General features: G+C 50.2%; 23 protein-coding genes and 1 tRNA gene. 8 read left to right on the top strand and 16 right to left on the bottom strand.

Annotated elements, in window-relative coordinates; translation table 11 throughout:
• Nucleotides 1-35 precede the first annotated feature (35 nt).
• Entirely contained in the window at nt 36-3,908 is a 3,873-nt protein-coding gene (locus tag HF324_RS01265) for a glycosyl hydrolase family 18 protein (RefSeq protein WP_168808697.1), read from the bottom strand.
• 513 nt (nt 3,909-4,421) lie between these two features.
• On the opposite strand from HF324_RS01265, the gene HF324_RS01260 reads away from it, so the two are divergent.
• The 4 genes from HF324_RS01260 to HF324_RS01245 all read left to right on the top strand — a co-directional run bounded on the left by HF324_RS01260 (nt 4,422) and on the right by HF324_RS01245 (nt 6,378).
• Nucleotides 4,422-4,658, top strand: a complete 237-nt coding sequence (locus HF324_RS01260; protein ID WP_220101264.1) for a hypothetical protein — start codon at nt 4,422-4,424, stop codon at nt 4,656-4,658.
• Nucleotides 4,659-4,723: 65 nt separating this feature from the next.
• Complete coding sequence (locus HF324_RS01255) at nt 4,724-5,587, top strand: AraC family transcriptional regulator (RefSeq protein ID WP_168861783.1); 864 nt, start codon at nt 4,724-4,726, stop codon at nt 5,585-5,587.
• Between the two features lie 74 nt (nt 5,588-5,661).
• On the top strand, nt 5,662-6,069 hold the full coding sequence (locus HF324_RS01250) for a DinB family protein (RefSeq protein WP_168861782.1): 408 nt from the start codon (nt 5,662-5,664) through the stop codon (nt 6,067-6,069).
• 12 nt (nt 6,070-6,081) lie between these two features.
• Nucleotides 6,082-6,378 (top strand): DUF1330 domain-containing protein, encoded by a 297-nt coding sequence (locus HF324_RS01245; RefSeq protein ID WP_168861781.1) that lies wholly within the window; start codon nt 6,082-6,084, stop codon nt 6,376-6,378.
• Between the two features lie 59 nt (nt 6,379-6,437).
• Here the strand turns inward: HF324_RS01245 and HF324_RS01240 are convergent, their stop codons facing one another.
• The 5 genes from HF324_RS01240 to HF324_RS01220 form a co-directional block, all read right to left on the bottom strand.
• Nucleotides 6,438-7,574: a family 20 glycosylhydrolase gene (locus tag HF324_RS01240; protein ID WP_168861780.1), complete on the bottom strand. Its 1,137-nt coding sequence runs from the start codon at nt 7,572-7,574 to the stop codon at nt 6,438-6,440.
• Nucleotides 7,574-8,854 (bottom strand): NHL domain-containing protein, encoded by a 1,281-nt coding sequence (locus tag HF324_RS01235; RefSeq protein ID WP_168862458.1) that lies wholly within the window; start codon nt 8,852-8,854, stop codon nt 7,574-7,576. The genes HF324_RS01240 and HF324_RS01235 overlap by 1 nt, the downstream gene beginning before the upstream one ends.
• A gap of 30 nt (nt 8,855-8,884) precedes the next feature.
• The gene (locus tag HF324_RS01230) at nt 8,885-10,531 is read right to left on the bottom strand and encodes a RagB/SusD family nutrient uptake outer membrane protein (RefSeq protein WP_168808685.1); all 1,647 of its coding nucleotides are present in this window, start codon (nt 10,529-10,531) and stop codon (nt 8,885-8,887) included.
• A gap of 9 nt (nt 10,532-10,540) precedes the next feature.
• Nucleotides 10,541-13,876, bottom strand: coding sequence for a SusC/RagA family TonB-linked outer membrane protein (locus HF324_RS01225; protein ID WP_168861779.1), 3,336 nt, complete (start codon nt 13,874-13,876; stop codon nt 10,541-10,543).
• 189 nt (nt 13,877-14,065) lie between these two features.
• Entirely contained in the window at nt 14,066-15,046 is a 981-nt protein-coding gene (locus HF324_RS01220) for a FecR family protein (protein ID WP_168861778.1), read from the bottom strand.
• Nucleotides 15,047-15,150: 104 nt separating this feature from the next.
• Between HF324_RS01220 and HF324_RS01215 the strand changes: the two genes are divergently transcribed.
• Nucleotides 15,151-15,738, top strand: coding sequence for a sigma-70 family RNA polymerase sigma factor (locus HF324_RS01215; RefSeq protein WP_168808679.1), 588 nt, complete (start codon nt 15,151-15,153; stop codon nt 15,736-15,738).
• Between the two features lie 38 nt (nt 15,739-15,776).
• On the opposite strand, the gene HF324_RS01210 is transcribed toward HF324_RS01215, so the two are convergent.
• The 7 genes from HF324_RS01210 to HF324_RS01180 form a co-directional block, all read right to left on the bottom strand.
• Nucleotides 15,777-16,694, bottom strand: a complete 918-nt coding sequence (locus HF324_RS01210) for a helix-turn-helix domain-containing protein (protein ID WP_168808677.1) — start codon at nt 16,692-16,694, stop codon at nt 15,777-15,779.
• Nucleotides 16,695-16,699: 5 nt separating this feature from the next.
• On the bottom strand, nt 16,700-17,668 hold the full coding sequence (locus HF324_RS01205; RefSeq protein ID WP_168808675.1) for an NADP-dependent oxidoreductase: 969 nt from the start codon (nt 17,666-17,668) through the stop codon (nt 16,700-16,702).
• Nucleotides 17,669-17,885: 217 nt separating this feature from the next.
• Nucleotides 17,886-19,187: a DUF3108 domain-containing protein gene (locus HF324_RS01200; protein WP_168808673.1), complete on the bottom strand. Its 1,302-nt coding sequence runs from the start codon at nt 19,185-19,187 to the stop codon at nt 17,886-17,888.
• Nucleotides 19,188-19,277: 90 nt separating this feature from the next.
• Nucleotides 19,278-20,579: a DUF3108 domain-containing protein gene (locus HF324_RS01195; RefSeq protein ID WP_168861777.1), complete on the bottom strand. Its 1,302-nt coding sequence runs from the start codon at nt 20,577-20,579 to the stop codon at nt 19,278-19,280.
• Nucleotides 20,580-20,722: 143 nt separating this feature from the next.
• Nucleotides 20,723-20,878, bottom strand: a complete 156-nt coding sequence (locus HF324_RS01190) for a hypothetical protein (RefSeq protein ID WP_193114981.1) — start codon at nt 20,876-20,878, stop codon at nt 20,723-20,725.
• A gap of 230 nt (nt 20,879-21,108) precedes the next feature.
• A complete protein-coding gene (locus tag HF324_RS01185) occupies nt 21,109-21,459 on the bottom strand; it encodes a hypothetical protein (protein ID WP_168861775.1) in 351 nt (116 codons plus the stop codon).
• A gap of 1,142 nt (nt 21,460-22,601) precedes the next feature.
• Nucleotides 22,602-22,675 (bottom strand) — tRNA-Ile (locus HF324_RS01180).
• Between the two features lie 131 nt (nt 22,676-22,806).
• Between HF324_RS01180 and HF324_RS01175 the strand changes: the two genes are divergently transcribed.
• A complete protein-coding gene (locus HF324_RS01175) occupies nt 22,807-23,433 on the top strand; it encodes an HAD family hydrolase (protein WP_168861774.1) in 627 nt (208 codons plus the stop codon).
• Between the two features lie 43 nt (nt 23,434-23,476).
• Here the strand turns inward: HF324_RS01175 and HF324_RS01170 are convergent, their stop codons facing one another.
• The 3 genes from HF324_RS01170 to HF324_RS01160 all read right to left on the bottom strand — a co-directional run bounded on the left by HF324_RS01170 (nt 23,477) and on the right by HF324_RS01160 (nt 24,462).
• Nucleotides 23,477-23,710 (bottom strand): hypothetical protein, encoded by a 234-nt coding sequence (locus HF324_RS01170; RefSeq protein WP_168808666.1) that lies wholly within the window; start codon nt 23,708-23,710, stop codon nt 23,477-23,479.
• A 98-nt stretch (nt 23,711-23,808) separates the two neighbouring features.
• Nucleotides 23,809-24,159, bottom strand: a complete 351-nt coding sequence (locus HF324_RS01165; protein WP_168808664.1) for a TM2 domain-containing protein — start codon at nt 24,157-24,159, stop codon at nt 23,809-23,811.
• 6 nt (nt 24,160-24,165) lie between these two features.
• Nucleotides 24,166-24,462: a DUF2752 domain-containing protein gene (locus HF324_RS01160; protein ID WP_168808662.1), complete on the bottom strand. Its 297-nt coding sequence runs from the start codon at nt 24,460-24,462 to the stop codon at nt 24,166-24,168.
• 162 nt (nt 24,463-24,624) lie between these two features.
• Here HF324_RS01160 and rimP point away from each other — a divergent pair, with 162 nt between their 5' ends.
• Nucleotides 24,625-25,089 (top strand): ribosome maturation factor RimP, encoded by a 465-nt coding sequence (gene rimP, locus HF324_RS01155; protein ID WP_246269372.1) that lies wholly within the window; start codon nt 24,625-24,627, stop codon nt 25,087-25,089.
• A 16-nt stretch (nt 25,090-25,105) separates the two neighbouring features.
• On the top strand, nt 25,106-26,353 hold the full coding sequence (gene nusA / locus HF324_RS01150; protein ID WP_168808658.1) for a transcription termination factor NusA: 1,248 nt from the start codon (nt 25,106-25,108) through the stop codon (nt 26,351-26,353).
• Nucleotides 26,354-26,427: the final 74 nt, after the last annotated feature.

The following is a 26,427-nucleotide window of genomic DNA, read 5'->3' as shown; positions in this document are numbered from 1 at the left end:
GCGAGAACCCTGCGAGCCTGCGAGCAATTATGTGATTATAATTTCACAACCTTGCTACGCCAGATTTTTCTGCTTTGCTGGCTGGTCACCCGGATGATCCAGGTACCATTCGGCACTTTAGACATATCTACGCGTAAAGGCAGGGTGCCTTTGGCGTTGGCGGTATGTATCTGTTGCAATACCGGTGCGCTGCCTTTCAGGTCCAGTACTTCCACCAGCAGCTTATCGCCGGCCGGGGCGTCTACCTGTATCTGCAGATCGGGTCCCACTACCGGGTTGGGGTAAGCGATCAGCTGTTGAGGCTGGGAAGCAGCCATAGCGGCTCCTGTACAATCGCGGACATACTTCCACGGTTTACCGTCGCCCATGCTGATATCAGGCTGTTCGCCCTGTGTCCACCATTTTGCAGAATATACCTTACCGTTATATGATACCTGTGCTCCGCCGTTGTAAGCAGTAGTGGGCGACCACGCCGGGATACCGTTACAGTTGTCGCCGCCGCTCACGGTAATGCTCACAGCTGCAGATGTGGTAGTGGCGCCGCCGTTGTCGGTAGCTCTCGCGGTGAGGCTGTAAGTGCCTGCTGCCACGTTGCTCCAGGTCCAGGTGTATGGCGCTACACTGTCTACGCCCAGTTGGGTACTGCCCTGGTAGAAAACCACGCGTTTAATGACACCGTCACTATCGGAAGCTGCCGCCTGTATGTTCACGGTAGCCGGAGCAGTGAAGGTGGCGTTGTTGGCCGGAGAAGTGATATTCACTACCGGAGGTTTGTTGCCTCCTGTTGTTACGCTGATGTTCACCACAGCAGAAGTGGTGGTAGCGCCTTTGTTGTCGGTAGCTCTGGCGGTAAGGCTGTAGTTTCCCGCTGCCACATTGCTCCAGGCCCAGGTATATGGCGCCACGCTGTCTACCCCCAGCAGGGTGCTGCCCTGGTAGAACGCTACGCGGGTCACCACGCCGTCGCTGTCGGAAGCCGCCGCCTGAATATTCACGGAAGCCGGAGCGGTGAAGTTCGCATTGTTGGCAGGAGAAGTGATGTTCACCACCGGTGGTTTGTTGACCGGCGAAGAACCGAAGAAATATTCGTAATAGTTGTTGGCAAATTCGTCGCCATTGGCTTTATCCCAGTTCACAGACCATGTCATGATACCACGCAGGCCGGGGTATCCTGCAGCGTTGCGCAGCTGGTAGGTACCGCCGAAGGACTGTCCTTTCATCACATAGTCCAGTGCTTTTTTCACGTTGGCAGGTGCGATATAACCACCGCCGGCAGCGCGGGCAGAAGCCGGAATACCAAAGGCAACCTGGTCCTGGCGCAGTGCCGGGAAAGTCTGCGTGGTGCCGGCTACCGGGAATCCTCTCAGCAGCATTTCGGTCAACGCTACGATAAAGTCAGGCGTCCCCTGGTTGTACACGCCGTTATCGAGGCCCATGACAGAACCGGTATTATAATATTGGGTCTGGATGAAAGTCAGCTCGTTACGCAAGCCGTAGATAACAGGCAGGTAAGCGCCTACCAGCGGAGAGTAAGTAGAGCCATAGGCCGTTTGTACATAGTACGTTTCCGGCGCCATGGTGAGCCAGCAGTTTTTGCCCTGGCCTTTGCGGTAGGCTATGATCTCTTTCACGCCGGCTATCAGGTTTTGTACTTTGGGCGTGGTGGGGTTAGTGAAATCCTTATCGCCGTTGTCCAGCTGCAGGTTGTTACCACCTTCTATGTCCAGGTCAAAGCCGTCAAAATTGTATTGGTCCATCAGTGCTTTCATGGACGTAACGAAAGCTTGTTTTTTCGCCGTGGTGGAAAGGTTCAGGGAACCGGTTTCACCACCGAGCGACAGGAGTACTTTTTTACCCTGTGACTGCAGGTATTGTACGTCTGCCAGGAACTCCGCCGGCGTTACGTTTTCGGGCACAAAGGAAATAGTGGCCAGGTCGGATCCGCTGACCGCGAAAGCTACTTCAATGACGTTGTATTTTGGGTTGACATTACGGAGAGGGATATACGGAGATGCATCCGAAGGCGATCCCCAGTTCTGCCAGTAGCCGACAATTACTTTACCGGAATCGGGCTGACCGGTCCCGGAAGTGTTTACCACCAGGTTCACCACAGAGGATGTGGTGGAAGCGCCCTTATTGTCCGTTGCGATGGCTTTTACGGCGTAGTTGCCTGCCGGTGTGCCGTTCCATGCATAGCTGTAAGGAGCAGTGCTGTCTGAGCCCAGCAGGGTGGCGCCATTGTAGAAGTCCACCCTGATCACGGTGCCGTCGGTATCGCTGGCGGCAGCCTGCAAAGTGATATTGGCGGGGGCGGTGAAGGTAGCATTGTTGGCGGGGGCGGTGATGCGGACCACAGGGGGCACATTGGTGCCGCTGCCGCCGGATGCGAATACTTCATTGATTTTATTCACCAGTGGCGACCGGGTATTGGGGCAATAGATGAGTTTACCTTTGGGCACGGTGCTGCTGGTCATGTTCACCATGTCAGCGTATACCTGCCAGATGATCACGCCTGCCAGGCTGTTATCTTTGATGTACTGGGCTTTGGCGGCAACGGAACGTTCGTTGTCATAGCTCAGGAAGAAATTACCTTTTGTTTTATAAGGCACTTTGGCAACGTCGTCCCAGTGGTCGGTCCAGCCGGACCCGGAGCCCGTGGTATTAAGTATATAGCTGTAGTTGGGCGTGCCGTCCCATACGTCCTTTGTCCAGTTGGTATAGTCTGCGCAGGTCTGAATAGGGCCGTCAGGCTGCACGGTTTCGGCGCGTTTCACGGTAGGCGTATGCAGATCAGCGGTGCCGTTGGTAATAACGCCACGGCCGTAGAAAGGTGCGCCGAGATTGACTTTGCTCATGTTGACTCCCAGTGCGCGCAGCCCTTTGGTGGTGGCGTCGAGCGAGAAGCCGGCATATTCCTGGCCGGGGTATTCGTACAGCGGGGAGTTGTGGCCGGCTTTGTTGGACCAGCCGCCGTTGTAGTCATACGTCATCATGTTGAAGTAGTTCAGGACATTGTTCAGGCGTGGCCAGTCAAAGCCCTGCAGTTTGTTGAGGGCAGGGGAGAAACAGCTGGTCATCAGTTTATTGGGACCGATGGCAGCTCTCACGGCTTCCAGCAGTATCGCGAAGTTGGTATAGTCCGCGGCACTGTAGTGTTCAATGTTCATACCCGCATCATTGGGGTATTCCCAGTCGAAGTCGATCCCATCGAAGCCCATGGCGATCAGCTGCTGGCAGCCGGCCACGAATTTGGCTCTTTTGGTAGCGTCTGCCGCTACTTCGGGATAGTGTTTACACATGCTCCAGCCGCCGATGGAAGCCAGGACTTTTACACCTTTCTGGTGGGCCAGATCGATCACGCCGGGAGCGCCGCCCTGTTTGGGCACAGAGAGCGGGAAGCTGCCTGTTTTACCGGTGTTCACGTTGGTCCATCCGCTGCCGCCGTTACGGTATCCGAGGGAATAGGCATAACTGTTGTCAGGGATGTAATACAGCACTTCCAGTTCTCCGTACAGGAGATACATGTCCCAGCTGCTGTAGATGTCTTCATTGACCATGGGAGCGGGGGCCTGTACGGCGCCTGCCTGGTAAATGTTCTTGTTGCGGTAGTCGCCGCTGTGCAGCGATCCGTCATTGGCTACGCCAAAGAACGAAAAGTTCAGAATGGTGTACTGTGAATAGTCCACGTTCAGGTGATTGTAGCCGCCTAACGGAACGGTGCCTGCCACATTTTTCCAGGCGTCCCATTGGGTGATGTAACCGATCACCTGCTTGTTGTGTTGCTGCGTGGTGGCCGGAACAGTAGGGCTCACCTGGGCAAGGGTCCCGGGCGACAGCGACAGTAACAGCCAACAGACGAATGCGATACAGCGAAGCGCTGCGCCTCCATTGGTAGATTTTGGTGTCATAGTGATTGTTTGTTAAGATAATGGTTATTAAAAACTAGTGCTCAACTAAAAGGGAATTACATGTGCGTTCGGGTTATATGCTAGGCTATCGTATATAAGGTTTTCAGATCTCCTGATAAGGGTTTCACGTAAAATACAGCACGATGGGGGAGTCGGTGCAATCTAAAAAAAGTACTACGTCAAAAAAAAAATTTTTCACGGGCCACTGCTGTATTTTTACTGTCAGAAGGCTTATATATTTTATATTGTCAGGATTCCTCCTGCTGCTTTTTTGAAGGAGCGTAAGAGCACGCAAATCCTTTGCGTATTGATGAACTATCTTGCTGTCAGCATCATGTGATCGTTGTTTCCGGTGTGCCGCTTCTTCTTTCCCTCACCCACAACAAAAACCAAATGACTTCAGATCCAAACTTGCTCAGAGATGTTTACGCTGTTTTCAACATTTTTTGCGGAAGGTTCCGGCAGATGGTATGCACCGCCTGTAACTGGAGCGAACCTACGTTCTATCGCAAAATGAGATGTCATCACCCTGCGGCCGGCAAAAGAGGCCGGAAATCGTTCCTCAGCCCGGCCGAAGAGGAGGCTATCCTGAAGGAAGCGCATATGGCCTCCGAACATCTTACCCGGCTGTTACAGCGGCACTTTTCCACGCCGGAAAAATATCCGCTGTGGCTGGAAGAACCGGAGGAAAGAGAAGATGCCTGGTTTCTCAGCGAAGTGACGATTCCGCTCGAAGAGATTCCTTTTTAACATTCACGCGCTTTAATTATTCACCAACCAAAGTCTGCCGTAAAGGGAACGCCAATTGTTTACCTTTGCAAAAGCAGGCTACAGACAACCATATGGAAGCTATCGTACAAAATATGTATCAGTCAACTGTTGGCAATGTGCACAATTTCCTGTGCCAATGCCAGCAGTGCAAGCTGTCAGCCTGGGAGCACCAGGAAACTTTTTCCATCGCCTTTATCCGGCAGGGTAATTTTACCTTCAAAGTATTCCGGAATGACCTCGATGCGTTCAACGGCTTGTTCCTGGTATGCAAACCCGGATACGAACACCGGGTAGGGCATGTGCATGAAATGCCGGACCAGTGCACAATATTTTCTTTCCCTGCCGTTCATGCGGAACAACTGGAAGAACAAGGCAGGGAGCTTTCCTGGTTTCTGAAAAACCCGGACCTTCATGCAGTACTGATAAAGGCCACACCGGAAATGGAATACCTCCACCACCGTATCTTTTATCTACTGCAGAAACCACATTTTCCCCGCCTGTGGATTGAGCAGATGATGCTCGAGCTGTTCTCGCTGGTGCTCTCGCGCGGGCAAAATAAAAACATCCCTCCGCTGACAGAAAGACAAAAACGCCATCATCTTCCCCTGATAGCCGCTATAAAAACATTTATCAGCAATAATTTTTCGGAAGACATCTCTCTTCCCCAATTAGCCGCGGCAGGACATCTCAGCCCTTTCCATTTTAACCGGCTGTTCAAACAGATGACGGGCATCACGCCCTACAACTACCTGCTGCAGGTGAGACTGAAAGAAGCGCATCTGCAACTGCGGCACAGCAGCCAGCCGGTAACGCATATCGCCTTTGATACCGGCTTCAACAGCCTCGAACATTTCTCGGCTGCCTATAAAAAACAATTCGGATCATCCCCTTCTTATACCCGGCGATAAAAAACAGCAATTTTTCTTAAACCTGCCCTTGCAGGGTGAGATAGTTTTGTGTCATCAAACAACTCGTTATGTTTATGAAAACACAATTATTAAGCACGCTGGAGAACGCCCGTCAGTACACGCTGAGCGTAGCTGCCGCCATGCCGGCAGACAGCTATGCGTTTAAACCGGATACCGCCATCTGGAGCTTCAATGACCTGATGCATCATATCGGCTACGGCATCCATTGGTGGAACGAAAACTTTATCCTGCAGCAGCCGGCCGACTGGAACCCGCCTGCTGCCACTAAAACAGCCGCCGCCACCCAGGCGTACCTGTCCAAAAGTTTTGATGCCCTGCAAAAGAGCATAGAGAAAGCGAACACGGATGAAAAGGTGATCCATGGTTTTTATGCTACGCTGGACCATATTACGCACCATCGTGGCCAGGCAACCACTTATCTGCGCTGCAAAGGCATCACACCACCGGAATACACCTACTAAATTTTTATGCACATGGCAGCAGCCTATTATATTAACAGTTACGACATTGTGGACATGGAGCTATTCAGTCAATACCCTCCGGCGGTAATGACACTGCTGGAGAAATACGGCGCTTCGGTAGTGGCCTCCGACCTTGCGGGCGTGGCCGTGGAAGGCAGCCCCCGCATGATGAACGCCATTATCCGGTTTCCTTCATCCGAAGCGGCGCTTCAATGTTACGAGGACCCGGAATATCAGCCACTTAAAGCCATCCGGCTAAAATCCGTCCGCAACTGCACCATGGTACTGGTGCAAGCCTTCACTTCTTAATACAAGCGGGGCGCCCCTGGAAAAGAGCGCCCCGTACTTTGAGAATTCCACGGTTATGGTTAACGTTTGGCGGCTTCCCGGATACTTTTAAACAACGCTTTAAAAGTGTCCGCATTATCTTTTGTGCCGGGCCTGAATTCGCCCTTGCCGTAATAAGCATTGATAAATTCCGCGGTATTAACCCACATCGTTTCGAAAACACCTTTCATCCGCTCAGCCACGGGCAAGGCGAAATCTGCACGGGTACCGTCTTTGCGGGCAGCCAGTATCTGGTCCAGCTGCGCCAGCGCAACATCCGTTTTGGCACAGGCGCTGGCCAGTACATTAAATCCTTTCAACGCAAAATATGCCGGCGTAGGGGGAGCGCTTTCATATTTCCAGTCAGTGATCACGATATCTTTCGGGATGTGGTCAATAGCGCGGTGCGTATCATTCATACTTGCCTGCCACGCCAGCAGATTGGTGGTTTTGCCATCTATCAGGCGGTCGCTCCACATCCACATTTCGCAACCCTTTTGTTTTAAGTGGGCGTGCAGCAGGCGAATGTATTCCGCCAGTATTTCAGATTTATCACGGCCACCGCAACGGGGGCACTTATCATACCCGATGATCCAGGCTTCGTCCAGTCCCACATGCAGGGCATCAGCGCCGCATACGTCAATCAGTTCATCCATAACAGGGAACAGGACCTTTGGCAGATCCGGATGCGCCGGGCAGAGGCATTTGCTGTAGAAATCAAACATGCCCCCGTTTTTCCAGGGCACCGGCGGATTGTAATCCGGTGATTCATCAAACTGCGGGTAGTGTTTCAGCAGAGGACCGATCTCCGTTTGCTCGCTCTGGTGAGCAAGCAGGTTCATCATGGGAATGAAGCGGATTTTTGCGTCGCGGCAGGCCTGTACAATCTGCTGCAAGCCTTCTTTGCTGATGGCGTTAGGCTCTGCCAATTCGGGATGTGATTCGTACTGATACCAGAATTCAATCCGGAGGGCCAGGGTATTCACCCCTTCTTTCGGCAGTGCCTTCCTGATAAAATCGCACAACATGGGTATGTCCTGTTTGTTCGGCACACTCAGCATCAGCCCTCTTATGGGCAGTTCATTCCATTTAAAGGAGCGATTGTCCTGCGCATGGAGCTGCAGGGCGATAGCCATGCCTCCCCATAATAGCATCCATTTTAAAAGTCTTTGTCTCATTATTCTGCGATTACTTTTCTGACGCGGTTATTTCTTCTGTCTACTACGTAGACGGTACCATCTTTTCCTACAGTTACGCCGGTGGGGGCGTAGAACAAGGCAGCTGCGCCGGTGCCGTCTGCAAAGCCGGCAGTGCTGCCACCGGTGTAGGTGCTCACCTGCCAGGTGCCGGCGGCTACGAAGCGGACACACTGGTTGGTATTAACGGAAGACCCGTCCCAGGTACCGTTGCCGGCTATATAAAGGTTGTCATGCGCGTCGGTAGCTATCATCCAGGGATATTCGAATTTAGCGTCAGTGGCCGCGCCGTTTACCAGGCCGGTCACGCCGGATTGGCCGATGGTCACGCCTTTTTCCCAGGTGCCGTATTTATATTCCTGGATAACGGAATTACCGTTCACCACCACGAAGAGGTTTCCCTTGCTGTCTACCGCTACATCGGAAGGATAGGAGAGCCCGGTGATGATCTGATCGGCGGTGCCATCCGGCTTTACTTTAAAGACGCTGCCATTGCTCCGGGCGTCGGTGTAATAGATGGTGCCGTCTCTCTTATCGATACCGATGCCCCAGGCTTCAAACCAGCCCACGAGGGAGGTGGTGCCGTCGGGCGTTATTTTGCGGAGTGTCCAGGCGGCAGGGTCAGAGGTGAAAATGTTACCCTCTTTGTCCACTACCACGTCCATGGGCAGAAAGAAAGAAGCAGCGGTGCCTTTGCCTTCCGCGTATTCGTTTTTCCCGCTGCCGGCGAGGGTGGTAACAGTCCCGTCAGGCGCTATTTTACGGATACGGCGGTTTTCCGCTTCCGCTACATACAGGTTACCATCGGCATCGATATCGAGGCCGCAGCGGTTACCGAAGTTAAAAGCGGCAGCAGTGCCTTTACCGTCGGCATATCCCGCGGAACCGTTGCCCGCGAGGGTGCTCACTACGTAGGACGTCTGGTAGTTAAAATTCTCTTTGCTGGTCCCTGCATTTCCGTCGATAGTAACCACTATCTTACCGGTACCGGCCTTGCGGGGGATAACGACCAGGATACGGTCTTCCACCACGCCTTCCACATATGCTTTTACACCGTTAACGGTAACGGTTACACGACTGGTGTCCAGGCTGAAATTATTGCCATAGATGAGCACTTCTGTGCCGGCGCCGCCGGAAGCGGGCGTGAATTTATCGATGACAATCGGCGACGAGGCATCGTGTTGAAATGCTTTGTCTTTTTTGCAGCTGCTGAATACCAGTACGCCCAGCAGCAGCAACAGATAATATCGGATGTGTTTCATGTTGTCTTAGTTTTTGGGATGAAGCCTTTATCACCAGCCTGGGTTCTGAACAAACTCCGGATTACGGCCGCTCACTTTGTCCATTTCCGCCTGGGGAACGGGCAACCAGTAAGCGCGTTTAGCATCGAAAACACGTTTTTCCACTACGGGGTAGCTGTAGGTCACATTTCCGCTGCCGGAAACGGTCACGCCATGTATTTCACGGTTGTCCGTAACTTCCGCAATTTTCCAGCGGCGTACGTCCCAGAAGCGGTGCGCTTCCAGCGCCAGCTCTATCCTTCTTTCATGCCGGATGCGTGCCCGCAGGGATTCTTTCGTGCCGCTGTTGACAGCGGGGATACCAGCACGACCTCTGACAGCATTGAGGGCATTATATACCTCTGCACCGGGACCTGCCACTTCATTTTGAGCTTCTGCATAGTTGAGGTACAGTTCAGCAGTCCGTATCAGCACCCATTTACGATCGGTGGCGCCGGTGCCTGCAAACAGGTTCACCCCTTCCAGCAAATACTTGCGGGGCCAGTAGCCGGTAGCGTTCTGACCGGGGCGGGGCACGTCTTCTCCGTTAGGATTCAGCGGACGGCCTTTCCACATACATCCCGGATACAGGATAGTTGCATAAAAGCGTTTATCGCGGCCATCATAGGGCCGTTGCGGGTTATAGCCCGAAGCAGGATCGGTGATCGGCAACCCGGTGCTTTCCATCTCGTAATCATCTACCAGCTCCTGTATAGGGTTCACGTTACCATAGCCGTTGGCGCCGCGGGGGTTCATTTCCCGGTCTATGCCGCCGTCGCCGAATGCGCCGGGCGCGGGCCTGCTCCAGATCACTTCTTTGTTGAAGTACTGCGTGAAAATCTCTCCGTAGTTATCATTCAGTGTATAACCGTTGCTGAGCGCTGAATCCAGCGCCGCCTTACAGGCGTTGGCCGCCTGCGTCCAGCGGTTCTGATCATTCGAAGGATTGTACAACGGGCTGGCAAAATACAGCAGTGCACGGCCTTTCAGCGACAGCGCTATCACCCTGGATGCTCTTCCCCAATTGTTGGGACGCTCCGCATAGGTAGGCGGCAGCAGGGTAGTGGCTTCATCCAGATCTTTAATAACCGCTCCCAGCACATCCGCGATGCTGTTACGCTTAAAGTAGATGCCATCCGGGTTATCGAATGGGTTTTCCACCTGGTTTAGCAGCGGTACGTCTCCCCAGCGGATAACCAGCTGAAAATAATAGAAAGCCCGCAGCAACAGTATTTCGCCCTTCAACCGGGAGCGGCGGTCGGGATAAGTAGGATCGTTGGGAACTTTATCGTAATTCTTCAGGAAGATGTTACAGGCGCGTATTTTACCATAGTACTCGGTCCATTGCCCGGCAAGCGGGAAATTGGACGGGCTCATGGACCCCGTGTTAAAACTTCCTGCGTCAGCGCTGGAGTTGTCTATGGCCTGGTTGGTTTCATCCGTGGCGCTGCTCAGTGGCCATCCCCAGGGCTGAAACATATCGGGCAGGCTTTGATAGGTAGTATTTACAAAGCGTTCCGCATTCTCAATATTTTTAAACACCTCTTCCTCCGTGATCAGGTCACTGGGTTTCCTGTCGAGGTAATTTTTCTTGCACGCGCAGACACATAATATCAGCGCTGACAGTATACCTGTTCTAATTTTCACTGTTAGTTTCATGATCGTGGTTTAAAGGTTGATGGTAATGCCGGCGTTATATATGCGCATGATAGGGTAGGGCTGCCATCCCCAGCGGTCTGCCGTATTGGCCTCGGGATCCACGCCCAGGTCTTTGACATTGTCCCAGCTTACCAGGTTCATACCGTTCACGTATATACGCGCGCTTTTCAGCTTGACTCTCTTCACCCATTCGCGTGGCAGCCGGTAGCCGATCTCCAGGTTTTTCAGCTTTATATAATCGGTTTTCCTGATCCAGTAGGAGGAGCTGATGAAGTTGTTGGACATATTGCTTTCAACAAGATGCAGGGCCGGGAAGGTGGCTTTGTCCGCCGTCTCCGGTGTCCAGCGGCCTTCATGGATAGGGCGGTAGCTTTCGCGGTAGTTGTACACCAGCTGTGCGGAGTACATCTGGCGGCCGCCGGTAGCGCCCTGGAACAGTACGCTGACATCGAGTCCCTTGTAATCCACTCCCAGCGTAACGCCAAAGTAGCCGGTGGGCACGTTCAGCATGGGCAGCATCACACGGTCTGCTTCGTTAATAATTCCGTTGTTATCGATGTCTTTGTATTTAATATCTCCCGGTATCAGCGGAGCAAAGGTCTGTTTAGGGCTTTTAGCGATTTCGTCTTTGCTCTGGAAAAGGCCTTCCGCGATATATCCCAGACCATAGCCGATAGGATTACCGACCTGGCTCTGGTGAGCGTAAGCCAGCTTGGGCTCATCCATCTCCAGTATTTTGTTTTTTACGTACTGGTAGTTGGCTTTCACGAAAACGCCTACCTGCCGGATATTGGTGTTCATATTCAGTTCTACCTCCACGCCTCTGTTGACCACGCGGCCCAGGTTGCGGTTAAGTGCCGCCGTGATGCCGAGATAAGCAGGTATGGAGCCGGCCTGTGTAAGGATGTCGCTCCGCAGCTCGCGGAACACGTCCATGTTCAGTTTTATCTTGTCTTTGAGGAACCCTGTTTCTATACCAAGGTCTGTTTTAGATGCTTTTTCCCAGGTGATAGCGGTATTACCGATCCTGTTTTCCACATAGCCGCCTACACCGGAGGCTACGCTGCCGAAGGTAAAGCCACCGGTTTTCGCGAAGTCGGAGATATAGAGCCAGCGGCCGTTGCCCACCAGGTCGTTGCCCACATAGCCGTGGGAGAATCGCAGTTTCAGATAGCTGAGGGCGCCATCTTTGGGCATGAAGCGCTCATTGCTGACCATCCAGGCCGCAGACACTGCGGGGAAGAAGCCATAACGGCGGCCGGGAGGGAAGTTCTCGGAGCCGTTGTAGCCGGCGTTGAATTCGAGGTAGTATTTTTTATCGTAGTTGTAGGTTAAACGGCCTACGTAGCCTTCGTATACCCTTGGCAGATCGCCGGACTGGGAGCGGTAGTTGCGGTTGAACAGCAACAGGCCGCCCAGTGAATGTTTAGCGAAATCGCGGTCGTACATCAGTTTCACATCGTAGTAGTAATAACGTTCGCCGCTGGTGGCGCCGGAGCGTTGCAGGCTGGTAGCGGCGCGGTGTTGGGAGTAGGTGCCGCCGCCGGTACCGGGAACCGTTTTATAGCGATAGGAATCAAATTCCTGGTCGAACGCCACGTTGATGGTGCCGTAGTTTTCGAAGGTAAAGAGGCCTTTTACTTTCAGGCCGGGCGTGATGAAATCCAGTTTGCGGGTAAGTGCTACGCTACCGTTGGTGCTGTGCCAGTAGGCGTCCAGGTAGCCGTTGCGGGTAAGCAGGCCGTAAGGGTTGTAGAAATCTTCCCGCATATTGCCGGAGGCGATGCTGCCGTCAGGATTCTTCACCGGCGTGAGGTTGTTGGTCATTTGCGACAGTACCACCCAGAGGAATTCAAAATCGGCCCTGTCGGAGGAGGGACCGGTGCGGTTTTCGAGGCGGGAGGCCAGGTCTACCTGCAGGTCGGTGTTTTTATCCAGGGTGATGTCCACGTTAGAGCGGAAGTTGAAGCGGTCGTATTTGTATTTGATGCCGTAGATATTTTCATTGGCGTGTTTATAGAGGGGTTCCTGGCGGAGGTAAGAGCCGGACACGAAGTACCGTACGTATTTGGAGCCGCCGCTGATATTCATATTCAGGGTTTTCTGCGGGGAGAAGTTCCTGATCAATTCGTTGTACCAGTCGGTATTGGGATAGTCATAAGGTTTGAGGCCGGTGCGGAAATATTCCAGTTGCTGATCCGACCATACCGGCAGCATGCCGTCATTTTTAGCTGCTTCGTTTTGCAGGAGGCCGGAGCGGTAAGAGTCCAGGAAGCGGGGGAAGGTGGTCGGTTGCTGCAGGGCGTATTGGCCGTTGATCTGTATGTTGGGAGGGCCGTCCTGTCCGCGTTTGGTGGTCACGAGCACGATACCGTTTGCTCCCTGAATACCGTATAGGGCGGTGGAGGAGGCGTCTTTCAGGATGGTCACGGATTCTATTTCGTTGGCGTCCAGCTGGCCGAGGTCGGCGTTACCACGGGGGAGGCCGTCGATCACGATCAGCGGGTTGGTGGCGCCGGTGGTGTTGATACCGCGGATGAACAGCTGGGAGTAGTCGGAGCCGGGACGGCCGGAGCGCTGGGCCGTGATAAGGCCGGGCAGACGTCCTGCCAGTGCGTTGGTGAGGTTGGCTACCGGGCTTTGTTTCAGTTCCTTGGTCTGAATACTGCTGATAGCGCCGGTAACGCTTTGCCGTATCTGTTTCTGGCCGTAGCCCAGTACCACCACTTCGTTAAGGCCTGCGTCGGAGGCTTTCAGGGTGATGGTGCTGAGTTGTGTTTTCCCGTTGACAGGTACTTCCTGGGAGGCGTATCCCACATAGGAGATGATCAGCACGCCGTTGGCGGGGGTATTGATGGAGAAGTTACCGTGCTCGTCGGTGGCGGTGCCGCGGCTGGTACCTTTCAGTTGTATGCTTACGCCTATCAGCTCCACGCCGTTGTTGCCCACCACTTTCCCTTTTACGGTGATATCCTGTTGCTTTTCAGCGGGGGAGATGACCACGAGGTTATCTTCCAGGATGCGGTAGGTATAGGATTTTTGCAGTACCCCGTCGAGGATAGCCGGCAGCGTGGCATTGTCGAAGTTCACATCGACTTTATCCGTGGCGGGAAATGTTTTAAAGTTATAGAGAAAGCGGTAGCTGCTTTTGGTTTCGATCCATTCGAGCAGCCGGCGCATTTCCATCTGTTTGCTGTTGATGGAAAAACGGGTTTGTGAATACACTGCCGCGCGCAATTGCAGGACAAAAGCAGTCATCAGTAACAGGCAAAGCTTCATACACAATAGTGTTTTTCTCAATAAAGACCGGGGAATGGCTGGTTGTGGACACAGCTTTTTTTTCATACATTTGATTTGAATGTTAGACAATTTGAAACACATGACTTCCCGCACGGAAAATGTTGTTTCATTCCATGTTTGACGGCAAAAAGGGGAGTGTAGCCGCACTTCCCTTTTCTATTGATGTATAGGGGCGCTGCTAGCCCGGTTGTGGAATAGATGTGGACATTGGCATTGTTCTGTTCTTTTGGTTGATTATTTATATATGATTACTATATCTCCCTTGATTTTATAGTTAAAGTCGGCGGTCAGCTGCAGGGCTTTCAGCGCACGGGTCACGTCTTCCCGGCGGAAGGTGCCGTTGAACCGGTTGCTGTTGAGCGATGCATCTTTTATCAGGATGGTTTTGCCGTACCATCTTTCCATAATCCGCGCCAGTTCGGAAAATGATTTATTGTGGAATTCCAGTTTGTCTTTCTGCCAGCCGGTTTCTGTTTCGCCCTGCCGCTGGATGGGCTGCACTTCCGCGATGAACTCGCCCCAATCTTCCCCGGAGGCCTGTTCCGCGTCAGCTTTGCGGGTCAACGTCAGTTTCTGTTGCGGCGCCAGCTGCAGTGATTTTTCCGGCAGGCTGTTCAGGCTTACCGCCACCTTACCCTGCAGCAGGGCTGTTTCCAGCGATTCGCCGTTATAGGCTTTCAGGTTGAACCGGGTGCCCAGCACCTTCACGGTGATATCTTTCGTATGGATGATAAAAGGGTGGAGGTCGTTAGTGGCCACGTCGAAATAGCCTTCGCCTTCCAGGTATACGTCGCGCTGAGCGTTTTTCATGCCGGCGCTGTATTTCAGGCTGCTGCTGACATTAAGCCATACCTGCGTGCCGTCGGGGAGGGTCACCTGCCGGTGATGCCCTGCCAGGGTGCGCACCTCCTGCATCCGGGAAGGCCATATCACCCATGCCAGCGTGGCCCCGGCGACCAATACCAGCACTGCGGCCGCGGCTTTCCACCAGCTACGTATCTTTTTAACCGGCGCCGCCCATACCTTTTCGGCCTGCAGCTGCGCCACCATACCGTCGTACAGCGCCGGCACCTCCGCCGGGCCGTTATCCGCCAGCCGGGATTCATAGGCCTCGTACCAGGACTCCAGCAGCTGCCGCTCCTGTTCCGTACAGTGCCCCTTCAGGTATTTATCCAGCAGCTCCAGCAGCTGCCGATCGGTGGTATCTGGTTGCATACCTCTATAAGACACATAACTTTTTACCCACCCTACCCCCTTCTTTGGTCTTTTTTAGGGAGATAGCATCAACATCGCCTTAATTTTTTTAACTTTTGCCCCGAATGATCGAGTATTCCACCTTATCCGACCACGAACTGATAGTCCTGCTGGCACACGACGATAACAGCGCCTTTAAAACGTTGTACGACCGCCATGCCCGTATACTATACCTGGCCGCTTTCAAAAAGCTGCCCGTGCCGCATTTGCTGGAAGACCTGCTGCAGGAAGTGTTCCTCACCCTGTACCGCAAACGTTCGTCCCTGAGCGAGATCACCAACCTGCGGGCCTACCTGCACAGTGCGCTGCGGAACCGCATCTTCAACGAACTGCGCAACTCCCTTATTCATGAACAGCACCATCAGCAGTTAACCGTTGCTGAATCCACCGAAAGTCCCTGTAACTACGACCTGCAGCTGCTGGAGAAACGTTTTGGCGAAGCGCTGGACCGGCTTTCAGAACGCAGCCGGGAGATATTTTTACTGAGCAGGAGAGATGAATTGTCCTATAAGGAAATAGCAGAACGTTTAGGCATCTCCGTGAAGGCCGTGGAAAAACACATGGGGAAAGCGCTGCAGGTGATGCGGAGCGAGTTTAAGGATTATGGCGTGATGGCGGTGGTGGGGTTGGCGATGGTGGAGCGCTGGGTGTGATCCGACAGCATCGGGAATTTTCCTGGGTTAAGTGATCGCTAACTTTTGAATGACCGCCTGAATTCGAGGGGAGAAAGTTGTGTTTTCGCTTTAAACAACCGGCTAAAAGATTGCAAATGTTCAAACCCCAGCTCATAAGCGATCTCGCTTATAGAAAGCTCACTGGTGGAAATTCTTTCTTTAGCCCTTTCTATCAGCTTTTCGTGGATGTAATGCTGCGTGTTTTTCCCTGTATGCAGGCGTAACAAGCTGCTTAAATATTTGGGGGACATATTGAGCATGGCAGCAATATCGTTGACAGCAGGAACACCTTTAGTGGCTGGTTGACCACTACTTAAATAGGTTTCCAATACTTTTTCCAGGCGATCAAGTATATGATGATTGGCCTTTTCGCGTGTTACAAACTGGCGGTTATAAAACCGTTCAGCATAGTTCAGCAGGCTTTCCAATTGTGATATGATGATCTGTTTACTGAACTTGTCAATGTTAGCGTGGGTTTCCCGATGTATATTTTCAATGATATTAATGATAACCTCTTCCTCTTTTTCAGATAGGAACAGGGCTTCGTTTACAGTATAATCCCAGAACTCATATCGTTTAATGTTGTTCGCTAAGGCAGTATTCCACAGAAAATCAGGATGGACAATTACATACCATCCTGACTGCTTCACTTCAGTATCCTGGTCGACAGAAAGGCTCGTCACCTGGCCGGGAGATACGAAAGACATAATCCCACCATTAAAGTCATAAGGTTGCTGTCCATACTTTAATTTTATTTTTTCGGCGCCTGTCACCCGCTTCAGCGCTATGCAATAGAAGTCGCAAAAAGCTTTCACGGATTCGCCGCTATACATGATTTTGGCAATATCTACCTTAAAAACACTGATAAGCGGATGCTCAGGCATTGGCAGTTGCCAGGCCTCGAACCATTGACTGATCGTTTTATAGTGCATCATAGACTTTAATCTTCTTTACGGACCTGAAGTACAATTTTGCCCCGAACGTGCTTTGTTTCACTATCACGGTGCGCTTCAGCGGCCTGCTCCCACGGATAAATCCTGCTGATAACAGGTTTTACTTTTCCTGCGTCAATCAATTTAGCCACTTCAGTCAGGCAATGATAATGATTGATATCAACACCCGCCATCGATACAGTTGCATTTTTCCTGGCGAGTAATTCCTTAAACTCGTCACCAGGCCACACGCCATGAGTACATACAAAGATACCACCTTCTCTTAGAACTTTGACAGACCGGAGACGCAATGCTTCATCGACGGTAGTGGTAGGAGTGGCATTGAATACCACATCCATATCACGCACAATGTCTTCAAACTTTTGTGTGTTGTAGTCAATCACGTCGTCAGCGCCCAACTGTTTTAAAAAATCAGCATTATAGGCCGATGCAGTCCCAATGACATAAGCGCCATGAGCTTTAGCAAACTGTAACGCAAGATTTCCGATCCCTCCGGCTGCGCCATGAACCAGTACGTGCTGACCAGGCTTTATCTTAGCCTTCTCAACCATTCCACTCCAGGCCATACGCGCGCAGGCCGGCAGCGAACCGGCCTCGTTAAAACTGACAGACTGCGGCATAAGGGCAAATTGATCAGATTTAGCTGCCAGGTATTCAGTGTAACTGCCATCCAAATAGTTAGGCACCCCATATACACGGTCACCTATTTTGAATTTGGTCACCTCACTTCCAATTGCCTCTACAATTCCTGCTCCGTCAATACCTAATCCCATCGGCAGCTTCAGGAGAGGCTTCAGGCCTTCATTTCCACCTCTTCGTATGATGTAATCGGCCGGGTTAACGCTGGCAGCGTAAACTTTGACCAGGATTTCGTCTGGTGCCGGAACGGGGCGTTCGACTTCTACAATTTTCATCACTTCCGGCTCGCCGAACTCATAAATTCTGATTGCTTTCATAATGACTCATTTTTATACAAAGGTCTGGAACCAGATGATGTTAGATTTAGCCGGAATGCGCTTTGATTTAACCGAAATGACGACATTGAGCTTTACCGTTTACTTACACGGCTATTGAAAAGCTGATTAATGCTATATACAACACTAAGACGGTCTGCTCAGAATAAAAAAAGCCTCCAGCATCATCTGCTGAAGGCTTCCAATATATTAAACGTATTTACGCTCTCGTCTTCTTCAATTTCACATCCACTTTCTCACCGGGCTTGCTCACGGTCACCACTTTCTTCACGGTGGCGCCGGCGCCGGTGTTATAGTTCCTGCTGACAGTATTAGCACTGGTGCCCTGGAACATGCCGTTAATGTAATGATCTGTATATCCCACTACTTCGTTCTGGCTGTAAGAATGCACATAACTGAATTCTGTGTACAGCAGGTATTCTCCGGGCATCAGGTTCACAAACTCAAAGTGGCCGCCGTCGTCGTATACGGTGGTAGATTTGATGCATTCGGCGGCTTCGTCGGAAAGTGCAATACCTTCCCGGCCTTTTTTCCGCTGGGATTCATTGACCTTGATCCATTCCTTGAAGTAGTCGTTGTAGGGGATGAGGATCACTTGGGTACCTTTAGGAGCAACCTGCTTGGCCTGGATATTCATGACCTGCATTTTGGCCCATATGGTGCCATTATCGTTAAAGTCGCGGGCAAATACCTGTCCGGCGATGATGGCGTCGCCACCTTTCACCATTTTCAGGGTGGCTACTTTATCGAAAGGCGCCTTAATGGAGTTGAAGTCTGTCTCCATGTCCACCATCCGGACATGCTGACCGTTGGCCCACTCTTCCAGCTGCCAGAGGCGACGGGTCTTTTTATCGATGAGGTAAACCATTTTATCACCGGTGGCTGGTTCTACCGCGGATACTTCCCATACATCATGTTTGCCGGTGAACTTACTAACGTAGGTATTGTTCCTCACTTCATCCACCACAATCTTTTTCATATTGTCGGTGTTGGTAGGCTTGTATTCAAACACGGATAGGTCTGTCTTGTAACCGGAAGTCAGCGGCAGCGTTGACACCAGGAAAGGATAGGTGTAACTGTCCACGAAAGAGGGGACCCCGGCTTCTTTGATCACTTTCTTCTGACCTGTTTTTTTGTCGATGTGATAGCCGGTGATGTTAGGGCCGAAGTTCACCACCATGTCTTTCATGGTATTATGCGAAGCAAGATAGATCGGCTTGAAGGTATTCAGGTCGGTCACGGCGGTATCCTTCCACGCTTCCAGTCCCGCGATCGCGGTGACAACGGTCAGCGACAATTTATCGCCGGTGGTATTAACATTGAAGGTGAAAGTACCGATTGCCTGTTCACGGCCTTCATTGGTCATAAAACAAGCTAATGTATACTTGCCATTTTTTAGCAGATTGGCGTCGAACTTACTCTGGGCGTTAGCGCTCCCTGAAATAGCCGCAAATAATGTCGTTACGGCGATGAATATTGAGTTACGTAATGGAGAAAACATAATCCTGATAGTTTATCTGACAACACAAAAGTAGGCTTTTCGGCGTTGGAATACCTACTGGTAAACCAGTAGATTTCATACTGAAAGCCTTTACTGCTTCGTCTTTTTCAGTTTTACCTCCACTTTCTCGCCGGGTTTGCTCACGGTCACCACTTTCTGAATGCTTGCCCCTGCGCCGGTGCTATAACTATTGTTAACAGTATTGGCAGACGAATACTGGAACATGCCGTTGATATAGTGATCTGTGTAGCCCACCACCTCGGTCTGGCTATAGGTATGTACAAAGCTGAACTCCGTGAACAGCAGGTACTCGCCGGGCATCAGGTTCACAAATTCAAAGTGACCGGCATCATCGTATACGGTAGTGGTTTTGATACACGCGGCAGCTTCTTCCGAAAGAGCGATACCCTCCCGGCCTTTCTTCCGCTGCGATTCGTTTACCTTGACCCATTCCTTAAAGTAGTCATTATAGGGAATGAGGACCACCTGGGTGCCCTTAGGCGCCACCTGCTTGGCCTGGATATTTATCACCTGTATTTTGGACAATAGCTGGCGCCCCTGGTCATGGTCACGGGCAAATGCCTGCCCGGAGATGATGGCTTTGCCACCTGTTATCATTTTCAGGGTCGCTGCTTTATCGAAAGGCGCTTTGATGGTGTTGGCATCAGATTCCGTATCTATCATTCTCACCTGCAGCCCGCTGGTAAAGATGTCCACCTGCCAGAGACGGCGGCTCTTTTTGTCAATATAGGATATGGACTTTTCTCCGGTGGAAGGTTCCTCCACCGTAACTTCCCATACGTCGCGACTGCCGGAGTGGAGGGTCTTATAGACATTGTTTTTCACTTCTTTCACAACGGCAGTCTTCACGTTGTTTTTGTTCGAAGGCTTGTAGTCATATACCGGAAAATCCGTCTGGTAGCCTGATTTTAGCGGCAGCAGCGAAAGGATGAAGGGGTAGGTGTAACTGTCAACAAAAGGCCGGTCGCCCGCTTCTTTCACCTGGCGCTTCTTACCGGTTTTCTTATCGATATGATAACCGGTAATATCATTTCCGAAGTGCAGCACCATCTCCCTCATATCGTTATGAGAAGCGCGATAGATAGGCTGGAAGGTATTCAGATTGGATACCGCGGTATCGTTCCACAGGTCCATCCCATGAAAAGCGGTGGTGGTGGTCAGGGAGAACTTGTCCCCGGAAGTATTGACGCCGATGGCGAATGTACCGATCAGCGTTTCGTTGCCGTCCTGCACCTTATAGCAGGCCAGCTTATAGTTGCCGCTCTTCAGCAGTTTGGGATCAAATTTACCCTGTTCCTGGGCGCTGCCTGAAACCGCCGCCAGCAACATTGCGGCGGCGATGACGATCGATTTACGGGAGAAAGAAAACATAGTCCTGATAGTTTATCTGACTATGCAAAACTACGCCTTTCAATAAGTACAGCCTATACCGGGAAACCAGTACGCACACAATAGAAAAAGCTTTCAGCGGATTATCGCTGAAAGCCTTTCGATGTATCATGCTGTTGTTCTTTTCACCTCGTCTTCTTCAGCTTCACTTCTACTTTCTCACCGGGCTTGTTCACCGTTACCATTTTCTTTACGTCCGCCTCCGGGTCTTCGCGGTGTTTCCTGCTTGGGGTATTGGACACGGTAGTAGTAGTCTGAATATCCCACCACTTCCGTTTCACGCCAGGTGTGGACAAAGTTAAATTCAGTGTACAGTACATAGTCTCCGGGCATTGGCGCAATTATCAATTATATTTAGTGAACGTTTGAAACTTAATCTTTCACCGCGACACACTTTATGTAATACTACCGGTACAACAAGCAAACAAGTAATCTATCGTTTACAAAACGATTAGTCAATTAGCAATAAGTCAAACTGAATTGTTGAGTTATTGCTAATTGACTAGGTCTCTTATTCCATCCTCCTTTTCTTCTCTACGCCTTCCTTATATGCCATCATCACTACATCTTTAAGCCAGTTATCAAATGCTAATTCTGATTTGACAAACTGTCCGCCTTTCATCGCCCCAATTTCAAAGGCTCCACTATTCTCTCTAATGTAGAAAAGCTTTCTTTCCGGTGGATTTAAAAACCCATCTACAATTTCCCTTTTTATCATTTGAACACTGATCAAATGATGAGATTGGTTTTCGAATGTTTTGAGTTCAACCGGATGTGTTGTTAAAGTACCGTATACATCATACCCCGCCTCTTCAGCAGTTGATTTAAATACAGAATGGAAATGATTGGATAAATGTTCCATACACTTAATCTTTAAGCTAGTGAATACTTCCCTTTGCTGGAGGATAGCGCCAGATGTTCAAGAAAGTTTAGATCGTTTTTGAAATTGGTATCGTTTGAGTATACCAACCTTATTATTTCTGATTCGCTAAAAACGAACACAATAGCAGACGAGGTTGTCTTTTCAACCCGTATAGCCCTTACTAAATCAAGATTAATCAAGTTGGCCTCTGTCCCGGCCTCTGACGGTTTAAAAAAATTAGCCATAAAATTAATTTTTAGATCCTTATCCCTCCTAATAACATGCCATGCCATAAATGAATCAATGATTAAGCGTAGCAAGCATCATTGTCATGACAGTACCTTCAGCTGAAATAGGCAAATAAGACCTTTTGACAATAAAAAACGATTTGCGAAAATTTTATGAGCATAACACATTATTAACAAATATTTTTGGCCATCGATTGCATTTTTTGAGGGCAGAAAAGTGATCGGAAAAACATAACCTAATATTAGGTATATAATCGGCTTCCCATAATCATCTCAGCTTTGTGGCTATAAAACAATTGTGTGATGATTATACTACAACTCGACAGCGATCCCTATACTTCACATTGTAGGAAAAGACCTACCGGTGGACGTAAGGAAAGGATTCACAGCAGGAGCAAATCTGTATCTTTTTGATTCACTGGAAAATTCATACTGGATAGTTGTTACGCAGGAAGAACTACTGTATAAGGCATCCATAAGCAAAGTATTACACCACACCGACCCTGAATTATTAACCAAATCAACCACATACAGCATGAGAAAAAGCAAAATTAACATGCTCAAAAAGGCACGTAATGAAATCGCCGCGCTTGATTATTCATTTCGCATGGCCTACTACAAGGCGTGTGACTGGTCGCCTGCCACCTATTACCGAAATCACGGACGGATTCCGGGATTGCGCCGGAGCTTAGTAACATCGAAGCAAAAGTCACTGTTGATATTGCCATATTGACTACGCAGCAGCTCCTTGGAAGGCTAAAGTCAATGGCCCTAAAAATGGATAACAACGGGGTAGGTAAATGACGCTTATACTTTGCCGTCCTTTGTATGCAAATTGTATGCAAATGAAAAAAGGCTCCCAACGTAAAACCGCTGAAAGCCTTTAGTGTAGTGTGCTCCCACCAGGGCATGATCCTGGGACCCCCTGATTATGAGTCAGGTGCTCTAACCAACTGAGCTATAGGAGCCGTTCCGAAGAACTAAATTCCCCTTTTTCAAGGGACGGCAAAGTTAATTATTTCCCCGAATTATCCTAAATTTTTTTTACTATAGGCACGGATACGCCTATACTGTAAAAAATCTGCTTTCTTTGTATCCCATGAAAAACATCAAAAACATCATCTTCGACCTGGGAGGGGTGATCCTCAATATAGACCACCAGTTGACCCGTGAGGCTTTCACGGCGCTGGGGGTGCAGCATTTTGAACAATTATACAACCAGTTCAAGGGTTCCCGGTTGTTCGACAACCTGGAAACGGGGCATATCACACCGGAGGGTTTTCTGGCGGAAATGAAGAAGCATGTGGCCGAAGGTGTGACGGACGAACAGATCATCGCGGCCTGGAATGCCATGCTGCTGGACTTCCCCCTGCAACGTCTACAGCTGCTGCAGCAGCTAAGGCAGCATTACGGTATGTATTTACTGAGCAATACGAATGCGATACACCTGGAAACGTTTAATAAGATCCTCCAGGACACGCGGGGCATCCCGTCACTGTCGGTGTTTTTCGACAAGGCGTATTATTCCCACCTGATGGGCTACCGGAAGCCTGACCCTGAGTCTTACCGGATGGTGCTGGACGAGAACGACCTGAAAGCGGAAGAGACCTTATTTATTGATGATACGTTGCCCAACATAGAAGGGGCGAAGGTGGTGGGCTTACAAACGCTTCACCTGCAGGCTCCGAAAACGATACTGGATATTTTCCGGCCGCAGAACGGCTGATGATAATAAGAGATAATAAAAAAGGCCGCATCGCGGCCTTTTTCTATTTAACTTCTTCAAAGTCGATGTAATCGTCTCTTTTGGGCGGCTGCGAACCTGGTCGCTGGGAGGACTGCTGCTGGGTGTTATAACCCTGCTGGGCAGCCTGCTGCTGCTCATACTGTTGACGCATATGCTGCTGGATGTCGCTCATCTGCTTACGAACCGCCTTGGTGGACCTGTAAACCGGTATGATAAAATCAAATACCAGCTTGTACAGCAGCCACGCAAAAAACATGTATAGTAAAAATTTCAACATAGTGCGACAAAGGTAGCAGATTATCTTTCCGTTAACCGGATAATCCGCTGATTTTAAGGATTCTTTAACGTTGCCTGTTACAGGCCCAGCAGTGCGGCGCAGGACAGCGCCTCCTTTTTATTGAATTCCCATGCCAGCCTGCGATGGTTGACCGCATCGATGATGGTGCCGATCATACAGAAGCCGAAGGTCACGAAATAAAGGATGCCCATGGCAATCTGGTTGAGCATAAAACGCTGGATCCCCGCGGCGCCTACCAACCCGATCAGGCAGCAGATCAGGATCATCTGGGGATCTTTCCGGCGGGACTGGTACAGTGCCAGGAAACGTTGTTTGTTTTCGGAGCTGTAGCCTCTTGTCAGTTCCTGCAGCCACAGCATTTCTTCCTGTTCGATGCCCGGTAACATGGCATATGAAAAATCAGACATAACGATTTATTGTAATTTAAGTTCTGCAAATTGAAGCCGGGCCAGTTGAACGGTCCGGTAAACCAGTATCAGTACCACGGCGGGCGCCAGCCAGTGGTGGTGCAGGGCCTCCAGCCAGCGGCCGTGCAGGAAAAAGTGGATTCCGTGGCCCAGCCCGCAGCCGGGGCAGAAGGGAATACCGATATTTTTAAACAGGCACAGGGAGGGCTGACCAGCGGCCGGGTCCAGAAAAAACAATCCTGTCAGACCCACCGGCCAGGCCAGCAGTTCCAGGGGAAATTTCTTCAGGAACGTAAATATCATTAAAAAAATTTAAATATGTTCTGTCAATGGGGCTGTCTGCGGTCTGAATTCACTTCAAGTTAAAGATTTTGTTTTTCAATCAAAATAATAATTTGTAGATTTGCATCAGGAAAAATGATTCAAACGAAGGGGACGAGAGAACGTCCCCTTCTCGTTTTTTGTATGGCAAACGAACAAGTGATAAAAGCTATCCGGGAATTGGCAGAAGGACTGCTGGTAAATAATCCCGACGATTTTTTGGTAGAAATCAGGATAAAACCCACTAATAACATAAAACTTTTTATTGATGGGGATAAGGGGATACCAGTGGACAAACTGGTGTCTTTCAACCGTAAACTCTACGCATTGCTGGAAACCAGCGAGCTCTTTCCGGACAACGATTTCTCCCTGGAAGTTTCTTCCCCCGGGCTCGACGAGCCCCTGAAACTGCACAGACAATACCTGAAAAACATTGGCCGTAAGGTGGAAGTCACCCTCCTTGACGGCGCAGTGAAAGAAGGTACATTGCTGACGGTAACGGATGACTCCATCACCATTGAGGAAACAATCGGCAAAAAGAAAGAAACCAAACAAACGGAATTAAAACTAAATGAAATAAAGCACACCAAAGTGTGCATCGTGTTTTAAAATATAATACATAAACATGGCTAGTATTAACCTGATTGAGTCATTCACCGAGTTCAAGGAGGCGGAAAACATTGACCGCCCTACGTTGATGAAGGTATTGGAAGATGTGTTCAAAACACTGCTGCGGAAAAAGTATGGCTCTGATGAGAATTTTGACGTGATCGTAAATACAGAGAAAGGTGACCTTGAAATATTACGCCGCCGCACTATCGTGGCTGACGGCGAAGTGGAAGACGAAAATGCGCAGATCGCCTATTCCGACGCCATTAAAGTAGAACCGGACTACCAGATTGGGGAAGATCTCTATGAAGAAGTGGAGATCCTCGACTTCGGCCGCAGGGCTATCCTCGCCGCCAAACAAACCCTCTCCGCGCGTATCGGCGACCTTAAAAAGAACATCCTGGTAAAGAAATACGCCGACAAAGCCGGCGAAATTGTTACCGGGGAAGTATACCAGGTTTGGAAAAAAGAAGTTTTATTGCTTGATGATGAAGGGAATGAGTTAATTTTGCCCAAATCTGAGCAGATTCCGACGGATTATTTCAAAAAAGGAGAAAATGTAAGGGCGGTAGTAAAGAAAGTGGAAATGAAAAACAACGCGCCACTCATCATTCTTTCCCGCACACATCCATCCTTCCTGGCTAAATTGCTGGAAATTGAAGTACCCGAGATCTTTGACGGCCTGATTGTGATCAAGAAAATCGTCCGCGAACCCGGCGAAAGAGCGAAAGTGGCCGTTGAATCCTACGATGACCGTATCGACCCGGTAGGTGCCTGCGTAGGTATGAAAGGTAGCCGCATCCACGGCATCGTGCGCGAGCTCAGAAACGAAAATATCGATATCATCAACTATACTACCAACATCCAGCTGTTGATTCAGCGCTCCCTCACACCCGCCCGGATCAGCCGCATGGAAGTAGATAGCGAAAACAAATACGCTTCCGTTTACCTTAACCCTGACCAGGTATCACTGGCCATCGGTAAAAAAGGCGTTAACATCAAACTCGCCTGCGAACTCACAGGCTTTGAAATTGATGTCTTCCGCGACGAAGCCCAGGAACAGGCTGAATTTGATATCGATCTGGAAGAATTCTCAGATGAAATCGAAGAATGGATCATTGACGAACTGAAAAGAATAGGTTGTGACACTGCCCGCAGCGTATTGGAGCTGACCACTGAAGAACTGGTTCGCCGTTCGGATCTGGAAGAAGAGACAGTGCAGGATGTAAGAAGAATATTACAGGAAGAGTTTGACAAAGAATAAAGCCCAGCCAGAAACCTTCCCAGGTAAAGGGCTTATTAGAAGGGGAATTGATTTTTTCGAGTTATTGTTTAAAC

This window comes from Chitinophaga oryzae, assembly GCF_012516375.2.
GTDB classification, from domain to species: domain Bacteria; phylum Bacteroidota; class Bacteroidia; order Chitinophagales; family Chitinophagaceae; genus Chitinophaga; species Chitinophaga oryzae.
Note: the sequence above shows the minus strand (reverse complement) of the source record. Positions and strands in the feature narration are given on the sequence as shown.

What these genes read in the sequence shown, in the direction of transcription:
- HF324_RS01265 (WP_168808697.1), bottom strand. Translation starts at nt 3,908, where the DNA reads ATGACACCAAAATCTACCAATGGAGGCGCAGCGCTTCGCTGTATCGCA.
- HF324_RS01260 (WP_220101264.1), top strand. Translation starts at nt 4,422, where the DNA reads ATGAGATGTCATCACCCTGCGGCCGGCAAAAGAGGCCGGAAATCGTTC.
- HF324_RS01250 (WP_168861782.1), top strand. Translation starts at nt 5,662, where the DNA reads ATGAAAACACAATTATTAAGCACGCTGGAGAACGCCCGTCAGTACACG.
- HF324_RS01245 (WP_168861781.1), top strand. Translation starts at nt 6,082, where the DNA reads ATGGCAGCAGCCTATTATATTAACAGTTACGACATTGTGGACATGGAG.
- HF324_RS01240 (WP_168861780.1), bottom strand. Translation starts at nt 7,574, where the DNA reads ATGAGACAAAGACTTTTAAAATGGATGCTATTATGGGGAGGCATGGCT.
- HF324_RS01235 (WP_168862458.1), bottom strand. Translation starts at nt 8,854, where the DNA reads ATGAAACACATCCGATATTATCTGTTGCTGCTGCTGGGCGTACTGGTA.
- HF324_RS01230 (WP_168808685.1), bottom strand. Translation starts at nt 10,531, where the DNA reads ATGAAACTAACAGTGAAAATTAGAACAGGTATACTGTCAGCGCTGATA.
- HF324_RS01225 (WP_168861779.1), bottom strand. Translation starts at nt 13,876, where the DNA reads ATGAAAAAAAAGCTGTGTCCACAACCAGCCATTCCCCGGTCTTTATTG.
- HF324_RS01220 (WP_168861778.1), bottom strand. Translation starts at nt 15,046, where the DNA reads ATGCAACCAGATACCACCGATCGGCAGCTGCTGGAGCTGCTGGATAAA.
- HF324_RS01215 (WP_168808679.1), top strand. Translation starts at nt 15,151, where the DNA reads ATGATCGAGTATTCCACCTTATCCGACCACGAACTGATAGTCCTGCTG.
- HF324_RS01210 (WP_168808677.1), bottom strand. Translation starts at nt 16,694, where the DNA reads ATGATGCACTATAAAACGATCAGTCAATGGTTCGAGGCCTGGCAACTG.
- HF324_RS01205 (WP_168808675.1), bottom strand. Translation starts at nt 17,668, where the DNA reads ATGAAAGCAATCAGAATTTATGAGTTCGGCGAGCCGGAAGTGATGAAA.
- HF324_RS01200 (WP_168808673.1), bottom strand. Translation starts at nt 19,187, where the DNA reads ATGTTTTCTCCATTACGTAACTCAATATTCATCGCCGTAACGACATTA.
- HF324_RS01195 (WP_168861777.1), bottom strand. Translation starts at nt 20,579, where the DNA reads ATGTTTTCTTTCTCCCGTAAATCGATCGTCATCGCCGCCGCAATGTTG.
- HF324_RS01185 (WP_168861775.1), bottom strand. Translation starts at nt 21,459, where the DNA reads ATGGAACATTTATCCAATCATTTCCATTCTGTATTTAAATCAACTGCT.
- HF324_RS01175 (WP_168861774.1), top strand. Translation starts at nt 22,807, where the DNA reads ATGAAAAACATCAAAAACATCATCTTCGACCTGGGAGGGGTGATCCTC.
- HF324_RS01170 (WP_168808666.1), bottom strand. Translation starts at nt 23,710, where the DNA reads ATGTTTTTTGCGTGGCTGCTGTACAAGCTGGTATTTGATTTTATCATA.
- HF324_RS01165 (WP_168808664.1), bottom strand. Translation starts at nt 24,159, where the DNA reads ATGTCTGATTTTTCATATGCCATGTTACCGGGCATCGAACAGGAAGAA.
- HF324_RS01160 (WP_168808662.1), bottom strand. Translation starts at nt 24,462, where the DNA reads ATGATATTTACGTTCCTGAAGAAATTTCCCCTGGAACTGCTGGCCTGG.
- rimP (WP_246269372.1), top strand. Translation starts at nt 24,625, where the DNA reads ATGGCAAACGAACAAGTGATAAAAGCTATCCGGGAATTGGCAGAAGGA.
- nusA (WP_168808658.1), top strand. Translation starts at nt 25,106, where the DNA reads ATGGCTAGTATTAACCTGATTGAGTCATTCACCGAGTTCAAGGAGGCG.